Source organism: Desulfoconvexum algidum (genome assembly GCF_055382125.1).
Window position 1 is genome coordinate 3,616,864 of sequence record NZ_AP042394.1, and the last position, 8,137, is coordinate 3,625,000.

Below are 8,137 nucleotides of genomic sequence, written 5' to 3' on the forward strand. Positions count from 1 at the left end.
GAGCGTATTATATGATATATATTTTCTGTATAAATCCTAATAAATGCCACAAGCCGGGTCAAAATGCAAGTTAGAACTCTGTGTTTTCAGTCAACAAATTTTAAACCTTGCTTCCCCTGGCCGGAAGAGATAAAAAGTTTGCCACACAACAGACAAAACAAAAGGTGAAACATGAAAATCAAATACAATGCCCCGGTCATCCTTACCTATACCCTCGTTGCCATTGGCGTGCTTATCTTCTGCACCAGGTCACTCCTGGCCGCCTACTTTACCTCCCCTGCGTCCCTGGCGTTTACCTCTCCTGAATTCTATCTGCGGCTGGTATCTTATATTGCCGGCCATGGCGGCTGGGCCCATCTTTCGGGAAATCTTACCATCATACTGCTTGTGGGACCTTTGCTGGAAGAAAAATACGGGTCGGGCAAATTGCTTGAAATGATCCTTGTTACGGCTATTGCCACTGGCCTTTTTAATGCATTTTTCTTTTCCAATTCCCTTATGGGAGGCAGCGGAATTGCCTTCATGCTGATTCTATTAAGCTCTTTTTCAAACATCCGGACCGGCCAGATTCCCCTGACATTCATCCTGGTTTCCATACTCTTCATTGGCAATGAAGTTATTTCTATTTTAAAAATTGATCAAATTTCCCAATTCAGCCACCTGGCAGGCGGCATTGCAGGTGCCGGCTATGGATTTTTGCGGGGAGGAAAACGATAAGCCCCAGGAATCCTTTACAAAAAGAAAAATTGGGTTATAATAAAAAATGTGTCTGACAGGCGATGTCCCAATATTTTTTTAATGGTCACTCTTTTCTAAAAGGAAACATAAAATGACAGATAAAAAAGTATGCCCCCTGTGCAAAGGGTCTAAAATCATGGTCGGTTCCTGTGAATGCAATGCTGAATGGAGAGGGGTTGACAACGACGAAAGCGTAGATGACTGCATTTGTGAACCCGATACCAAGTGTCCCGAATGCAATGGAAAAGGATACATCGAATAAAAGCCTCACAATCCTTGACCCTGAACACGGCAACAAAATCAAGGACATAATAAGGCAGACTCATCCGATCAAATAAGTGGCAGTCCCTGTGGCGATTCTGACCTCTTGCTCATTCACCAGGTCAATTTTTGAAACCACAATACGGGAACCTGCCCGGATGATGCGGCTTTTGCATTGAAAGGATCTCCCCTTACCCGGTCTGAGATAATCCACCCGCATATCAATGGTGGCTGAAGCTGTCAGTTTCTGCGCAATCACCTCGGGGGAAGAGCCCTCATGAAATTTTGCACAGGAAATAAGGGCGCTCAGCCCCCCTGTCAAATCAATCACGGAGGCCGTAACCCCACCGTGGAGGATACCGGCCACAGGATTTCCAACCAGCTCCGGCGCCATGGGAAAACTTACGATTGCCTCACAGGAATCATAGTCCAGATGATCAATTCCAATCCCCAAAACTTTGTTAAAGGGCAATAATTCAAGATAATATTCTTTAATTTTTTCCAGAACAATCGTATGCATGGGTTTTCCTTTCAACCTCTGGTTTATTTTCGCTGGAGCACCCCAAGGGTTTTGGTCATTTCAAGTTGTGTATAAAGCCCTGTGGCAATGGCGCGTTCATAAACCTGCCGGGGCGCCTGACCGCCCTTGTCCGGATCCAGGAAAATATCATGGATCACCAGAAGGCCCTTGGTTAAAAGATGGGGGGACCAGGTCAGAAAATCGGTCCAGGCCGCCTCAAGGGAATGGCCCCCATCAATAAAGACCATTGCCAAAGGGGTTTGCCACATTTTTCCCACCACACTTGAGGTGGAAACAATGGGAATGACCGTATCTTCAAGACCTGTTTTTTTTAAGGTTTCCCTGAAAAACGGAAGGGTATTGATGCCGCCGGTTCTTTCATCAAAAAGCTCCGGGTCAAAATATTCTTCCCCCGGCTGCTGCTCCTCGGATCCGATATGGTGGTCAATGGAATACAGGATGCCGTTATTTTGTTGACAGGCCGTGCCGATAATGGCAGCGGATCGGCCACAATAACTTCCAATTTCAAGAACCGCTCCCATGAGTGCTGCCTGACCTGCCAGCTCAAACAGCCGAAGGGCTTCAGCATCATCCATAAAGCCTTTAATAGTATTGAGTATTTTTATATCAATCATCGTCATAATTTTTCACCAGCACTTCCCTTTGTTTGGCACCAATCTGGGGACCGACAATCCCCTCGTGCTCCATCATTTCAATCAATCGGGCCGCTCGATTATAACCGATACGCAACCTGCGCTGTACATAGGAAATAGAGGCCTGTCTGGATTTTGTGACAAGGGCCACGGCTTCATCATATTTTACATCATAATCTGCGTCATCAAACTCTTTTGTTTCCTCATCCTCAGCACCCATGGTGACGGATTCATCATAATCGGGCTTTCGCTGTTCCCTTAAAAAACCGGTTACCCTTGCAATCTCTTTTTCCGAGATATAGGCCCCCTGGATCCGCATGAGCTTTCCTGTACCCGGAGGACAAAAAAGCATATCTCCATTACCCAAAAGGCTTTCAGCCCCTCCCTGATCAATGATAATCCGGGCATCGATCTTCGAAGAAACCTGGAAGGAAATCCGGGTGGGGAAATTGGCCTTGATGGTGCCGGTGAGCACATCGGCCGAAGGCCTCTGGGTTGCCAGAATAATATGAATACCGGCGGCCCGTGCCATCTGGGCAAGCCGGGTCAGGGCATATTCCACATCCTTTGAAGCCACCATCATCAAATCCCCCAGCTCATCCACAATCACCACAATAAAAGGAAGAGGGTCAGGGGGAGGCGGTGGCGATTCAACTGAATTTTCTTTCCTGTTATGGTTCAGTGCAGACCAGCGTTTCTTTTCTTCCCTTGCCATCTCATTGTACTGGTCCAGGTTTCTTAAGCCGTTTTGTTCCAAAAGCTCATACCGGCGCTCCATTTCTCTGACCGCCCAATAAAGGGCGTTGGTGGCTTTTTTCATATCCGTTACCACGGGAGAAATCAAATGGGGAATATCATTGTAAACAGACAATTCAATCCGTTTGGGATCGATCATGATCAGCTTGACCTCATCCGGGGTTGCCTTGTACAAGAGACTGATAATCATGGAATTTAAGCCCACACTCTTCCCGGTACCGGTGGCACCGGCAATGAGCAGATGGGGCATCTTGTCCATTTGGGTGGCAACAGGTTTTCCCAAAAGATCCTTTCCAAGGCCCAGGGTGAGCAAAGAGTCCGACTGGACAAAGGCCTTTGAAGAAATCATCTCCCTTAGGTTAACCAATTCCCGTTCCTCGTTGGGAATTTCAATGCCCACCACATCCCGTCCCGGAATGGGGGCCACAATACGGATACTGATAGCACTCAGGGCCAGGGCCAGATCATCGGAAAGCCCGACGATTTTGCTCAACTTGATCCCCGGCGCTGGCCTATATTCAAAGGTAGTAATAACGGGGCCTGGTAAAATTTCCACCACCTCACCGGCCACATTAAAATCTTTGAGCTTGCCTTCCAGAATCCGTGCCTTGTCCTGGAGGAACTGGGTATCAATCTGCCTTGTTACCACGGGTTTTTCGTCTAAAAAGGACAGCTTGGGCAGGTTAAATTTCGTTTTTTCCCGGATGTCTTCAATCGTTGACTCGGATACATATTCAATGTCATCGGGTTCCAACGCTACAATGGTGGGTTCAAACAGATCCTCCAGAGGAATGCTCTCCTCTTCTTTTTTTACCCCTTTTCCGGGAAGCTTGATCAATGCCTTTTTTTTGTGGAACCTTGGGGGGGAGATGTCAATCTCTCGGGGCTCAGGATCGAGCATCTTCCGGTCAAGATCGGCCCGGTCAAGATTGACCCGGTCAAAATTGACCCGGTCGAGAGCGACCTGTTTTCGGTTTTCCTGAAACTGTCCCAGCTTAAGCTTTATATAATCACTGAATTCTCGAAAATCATCCTGGATGATGGTCATCAACGAAACGGTTTTTTGATAGACAAACAGGGCCAATGCAACCAGTGAAATTCCCGTTGCAAGGGTAAACCCAATAATCATAAAAAAAACCAGGATAGTAATACACCCGACACTATTGGTATATTTTAATAAAAAGGATACCAGACCATACCCAATTACCCCGCCGGCTGAAATCAGGGTGTTGGAAAACCCGTAGGTATCCTTGAATAAAAATAAAATACTGCCGGTGCTGATCATGAGAATCCCCCCCCCTGCCAGGGTCAGCCAGATAATCTTGGAGGAGCGTTCCTTGAGGAACCAGACACTGAGCAAAGAAAGCAGAAGGGGCACCCACAAGGCACCCATTCCGAAGAGATAAATAAAAAAACCTGCCACATGGGCACCCACAAGACCAAACATATTGTGGACAACGGATGGAATCGTAAAAAATTCAGGGCCCACACAGGGGTCAACTGCATCATAGGAGAAAAGGCTGACAGCTGTTAGAATGATGGAAAATAACAGCAGAATACCATATAATTCTTTTTTCATACGTCTTTTTTCATACTTCGATGATGATGGGAACAATCAAGGGTTTGCGGTTAATGGCAAAGGCAAAATATTGTTTCAGGGCCCGCTTGAGTTTTTTGCGAATCAGGTCAACCCGGGATTCAAGACCGTGTTCAACCTCTTCAACAATTTCAAGGATCACACACTGGGCATCATCAATGAGATGTCCGGTTGCAGAATCAAAAACAAATCCCTTTGAAATCAATTCAGGCCCGTAAAGCACCACCCCTGTTTCCTCGTCAATGATCATGGTCACCACCACAAGCCCCCCTTCGGAAAGTTCCCTTCTCTCCTTGAGCACACTTCGGCCGACATCCCCGATTCCTTTACCATCCACCAGGATTCTGCCCGTCTGGACTTTTCCCTGGATACGGCCGCCGTCCTTATCAAAAACAATGACCTGGCCGTCTTCAGCCACAAGAACATTCTCCCTGGCAAGCCCCTGTTTTTCAGCCAACCTTGCATGGATAACCAGATGGCGGTATTCCCCGTGTATGGGAATAAAATACTTGGGTTTGGTCAAATTGAGCATGAGCTTGAGCTCTTCCTGGTGGGCATGGCCCGAGGCATGGATCTGGGCGATTTTTGAATACACCACCTCGGCCCCTCGCCGATAAAGCTTGTTAATAATATTGGCTACGGCTTTTTCATTACCTGGAATCTGTTTGGAAGATAGGATAACCGTATCTTTTTTTTTAATATTGATATGCCGGTGAATCCCGGAGGCCATGCGAACCAATGCCGACATGGGTTCTCCCTGGCTTCCCGTGGTGATGATAATTACCTTGTCATCGGCACAAGAACGGATCTGTTTGATATCCCGGATCATGCTGGGGGGACATTTGATATACCCAAGTTTCGTGGCAACCGAAACAATTTGTTCCATGCTCCGGCCATTAAAAATTATTTTCCGATTATTGCGGATGGCAATATCAATCACCTGCTGAATCCTGGAGACATTTGATGCAAACATGGCGACAATCACCCGCCCCGGTGCTGCCGTGATTAACTTGTCCAGGTTCCGGCCCACTTCCTGTTCAGACATGGTATATCCTTCCACCTCAACATTGGTGGAGTCGGACATCAATGCCAACACTCCTTTTTCTCCAAACCGGGCAAAGCTTGATATATCTGTATTTTTAGTTTTATCGGAATCGTGACTGATTCGAAAATCACCGGTGTGCACCACCACACCTTCAGGAGTGGTGATGGCAAGTCCTACCCCATCTATGGTGGAATGGCTCACCCGGATAAATTCGATTTCAAAAGGATCAATGGCGAGGGTTTCTCCGGGACTGACCAGATTCAGATCAATATGCTTGTTCAGATCAAATTCCACCAGCTTATTGCGAACTATCTCCAGTGTAAAGGCAGTTCCATAAACCGGAATTCGAATCTCTTTTAAAAGGTAGGGCAGCGCCCCAATGTGATCTTCATGGGCGTGGGTGATAATAATCCCATAAATTTTATCCCGATTCTCCCGGATATAATCCATGACCGGAATAACAATATCCACCCCCAGCATATAGTCCTCTGGAAACATAAGACCGGCATCAATGATAAACATGACGTCCCCATACTCCACAACCATCATGTTCAGGCCGATTTCACCGAGACCGCCAAGGGGTATTATTTTAAGCATTGGTCTAACCTAATATGTTTTAAATGCAGATTGAAAGCGTTTCAAGAATAGCATCGGTCTGGTCAATCAACCAGTCCCGCTGTTCCTTTGTGGCATAGCCCATACAATCGCACTTGATATTTGTTTTAATCCTCACAAGAAGTTCACAGGACAGATAGGTATTTTCCAGCATCAGAGCGAACACATGGGGCCCGCAGGATTCATGGCCGGACTGGACAGGAGTAAGCACGTCTCGTTCCAACTCAAACCAGTATATACCGTCCACAGAAGCTGCTTCCAGGTGCTTGTCAAAATATTCTTTTAATTTTATATAGTCCTGAAGACTAAACCCGTCTATTACATATTGTTTCATATCAAATTTAATTACCATAAATCCATTTGAATATGCAACCGGTAAAAATTGAAAGATCGTTAGGTGGCAACGCCAGGCTTTTTTTTCAATGCCCAAAAATTACCGACAACAACCAGGACAAGCCCCACCCCTCCGGAAAAATTCCAGGCATACCCTTCCACAACAGAAGAAATGATCAAGGCGACGACGGGTACCACCATAATGGCATAGGAGGCTTTATCTGCACCGATGGACCCGATAAGGGTCAGATAACAGCCAAAGGCAATGATGGATCCGAATACCGACAAAAAAACAAGGGACCCCACATAGGGGACGGAATACGAGAAGGAAAACTCTTTACCCAGCAAAAGTGCAACCAATGCCAAAACAAGGGTGCCGTATCCCATTCCAATTGCATTTGCCTGGATTACGGGGATATGGTTTCGGGTATTCCTTGCCGAGATAATATTGCCAAAGGATGCCAGGAGTACGCTGGAAAAGCCCAGAACCACCCCCAAAACCCCCCTGTCTCCCAGGTGAAAAGACTTGATTTCCGGCATAAAAATAAAGATGATCCCGATAATACCGGCAAAAGCACCGATTATCATTTTTTTTTCAAGGGGGGTTCCCAAGAAGATGGCCCCATTGGCAATGTTGAAAAATACAATGGAAGAAAAAATAACCGCCACAAGACCCGATGTCAGATGAACCTCGGCAAGATACACCAGCCAATAGTTGATGGAGAACAAAAAAACACCCAAAGTCGCCATAAAAAAATGTTCTTTCCTAGAAAATCTCAGGCTCAAACCTTGAATTTTGCAGAAAGAAAACAACAAAACAGAAGCAAGGCCGAAGCGATAAATAACCGACACCAGTGGGTCAACAGATCCCAATTGGTATTTAATGGCAATCCAGGTGGATCCCCAGACCAGAACCGTAATCACATAAAGCGTCAAATTTTTCATGTTGTTTCCCATATAACTTTATTGTATTAGCGGCCCTAAAGCCATTGATTTTCACCTGAGTATATATTAAACAAAAAAAATAAACAGTTACAAAAAATCATAAACACACCCATAACAAAAACCCATATTCAGGCAAACCAAAAAACATGAAACAAACGATTAACGCACAAGATCAAAAATAAACCATCCGCTGGTATGAAATTGTAAACAACCGAGTCTGAAATATGTATGGTAGTCATGAAAAATTATAAAAAAGCGAGTTTTCATGAATGACCATATAAGAGCATCTGATAAATTTAACCCCTGAAATGAAATCCTTCTTAAACAAAACACGGGCAGGATTAAAGGGGACCGAAAGAAGACAATTCATGGCCCATGTCGTTTCTCTCATGGAAAAAGGGGTCAGATACCCAATGGTAAGAAAATAAGGGTTGATTTTCCCACAAAAAGTCAAGACACCCGTGCCAATAAGCGTACTTTAAATACAAGTTTTGTCTATTGCCCGTGCCGATAAAAAGGAAACAGCTCCCCTCTCGGTTAACCCAGTCGTAATTTTATATCGTATCCCTTCTATACTGGCCTCAGAAAAATCCACCTTGCCATCTCGAGGGGTATAACCTCTCCACGGCGTGGCCTGTGGCCGAAAGGCCGTTAACCGAATAAATTCATCATCT

At 45.6% G+C, this 8,137-nt stretch carries 9 protein-coding genes (1 of these 9 cut by a window edge); 2 read left to right on the forward strand and 7 right to left on the reverse strand.

Features of this window, described 5'->3' with window-relative positions:
- The first annotated feature begins 171 nt into the window (after positions 1 to 171).
- A complete protein-coding gene (locus ACZ45G_RS16610) occupies positions 172 to 717 on the forward strand; it encodes a rhomboid family intramembrane serine protease (protein ID WP_464171603.1) in 546 nt (181 codons plus the stop codon).
- A 112-nt stretch (positions 718 to 829) separates the two neighbouring features.
- Positions 830 to 1,000 (forward strand): hypothetical protein, encoded by a 171-nt coding sequence (locus ACZ45G_RS16615; protein WP_464171604.1) that lies wholly within the window; start codon positions 830 to 832, stop codon positions 998 to 1,000.
- A gap of 60 nt (positions 1,001 to 1,060) precedes the next feature.
- Here the strand turns inward: ACZ45G_RS16615 and ACZ45G_RS16620 are convergent, their stop codons facing one another.
- The 7 genes from ACZ45G_RS16620 to ACZ45G_RS16650 all read right to left on the reverse strand — a co-directional run.
- On the reverse strand, positions 1,061 to 1,519 hold the full coding sequence (locus ACZ45G_RS16620; protein ID WP_464171605.1) for a thioesterase family protein: 459 nt from the start codon (positions 1,517 to 1,519) through the stop codon (positions 1,061 to 1,063).
- A 23-nt stretch (positions 1,520 to 1,542) separates the two neighbouring features.
- Complete coding sequence (locus ACZ45G_RS16625) at positions 1,543 to 2,160, reverse strand: class I SAM-dependent methyltransferase (RefSeq protein WP_464171606.1); 618 nt, start codon at positions 2,158 to 2,160, stop codon at positions 1,543 to 1,545.
- Entirely contained in the window at positions 2,147 to 4,507 is a 2,361-nt protein-coding gene (locus tag ACZ45G_RS16630) for a DNA translocase FtsK (RefSeq protein WP_464171607.1), read from the reverse strand. The genes ACZ45G_RS16625 and ACZ45G_RS16630 overlap by 14 nt, the downstream gene beginning before the upstream one ends.
- Positions 4,508 to 4,517: 10 nt before the next feature.
- Positions 4,518 to 6,167 carry a ribonuclease J gene (locus ACZ45G_RS16635; protein WP_464171608.1) on the reverse strand — a complete coding sequence of 550 codons (1,650 nt, stop codon included), beginning with the start codon at positions 6,165 to 6,167 and terminating at the stop codon, positions 4,518 to 4,520.
- A 19-nt stretch (positions 6,168 to 6,186) separates the two neighbouring features.
- A complete protein-coding gene (locus ACZ45G_RS16640; RefSeq protein WP_464171609.1) occupies positions 6,187 to 6,519 on the reverse strand; it encodes a hypothetical protein in 333 nt (110 codons plus the stop codon).
- 59 nt (positions 6,520 to 6,578) lie between these two features.
- Positions 6,579 to 7,463: a DMT family transporter gene (locus ACZ45G_RS16645; protein WP_464171610.1), complete on the reverse strand. Its 885-nt coding sequence runs from the start codon at positions 7,461 to 7,463 to the stop codon at positions 6,579 to 6,581.
- A gap of 478 nt (positions 7,464 to 7,941) precedes the next feature.
- Positions 7,942 to 8,137 carry the final stretch of a hypothetical protein gene (locus ACZ45G_RS16650; RefSeq protein ID WP_464171611.1) on the reverse strand. 614 nt of this gene lie beyond the right edge of the window, so the window shows 196 of its 810 coding nt (coding positions 615–810); its start codon lies beyond the right edge, outside the window; its stop codon occupies positions 7,942 to 7,944.

Bases quoted from the DNA above. Each gene is read 5' to 3' on its own strand.
- ACZ45G_RS16610 (WP_464171603.1), top strand. From the start codon at position 172: ATGAAAATCAAATACAATGCCCCGGTCATCCTTACCTATACCCTCGTT.
- ACZ45G_RS16615 (WP_464171604.1), top strand. From the start codon at position 830: ATGACAGATAAAAAAGTATGCCCCCTGTGCAAAGGGTCTAAAATCATG.
- ACZ45G_RS16620 (WP_464171605.1), bottom strand. From the start codon at position 1,519: ATGCATACGATTGTTCTGGAAAAAATTAAAGAATATTATCTTGAATTA.
- ACZ45G_RS16625 (WP_464171606.1), bottom strand. From the start codon at position 2,160: ATGACGATGATTGATATAAAAATACTCAATACTATTAAAGGCTTTATG.
- ACZ45G_RS16630 (WP_464171607.1), bottom strand. From the start codon at position 4,507: ATGAAAAAAGAATTATATGGTATTCTGCTGTTATTTTCCATCATTCTA.
- ACZ45G_RS16635 (WP_464171608.1), bottom strand. From the start codon at position 6,167: ATGCTTAAAATAATACCCCTTGGCGGTCTCGGTGAAATCGGCCTGAAC.
- ACZ45G_RS16640 (WP_464171609.1), bottom strand. From the start codon at position 6,519: ATGAAACAATATGTAATAGACGGGTTTAGTCTTCAGGACTATATAAAA.
- ACZ45G_RS16645 (WP_464171610.1), bottom strand. From the start codon at position 7,463: ATGAAAAATTTGACGCTTTATGTGATTACGGTTCTGGTCTGGGGATCC.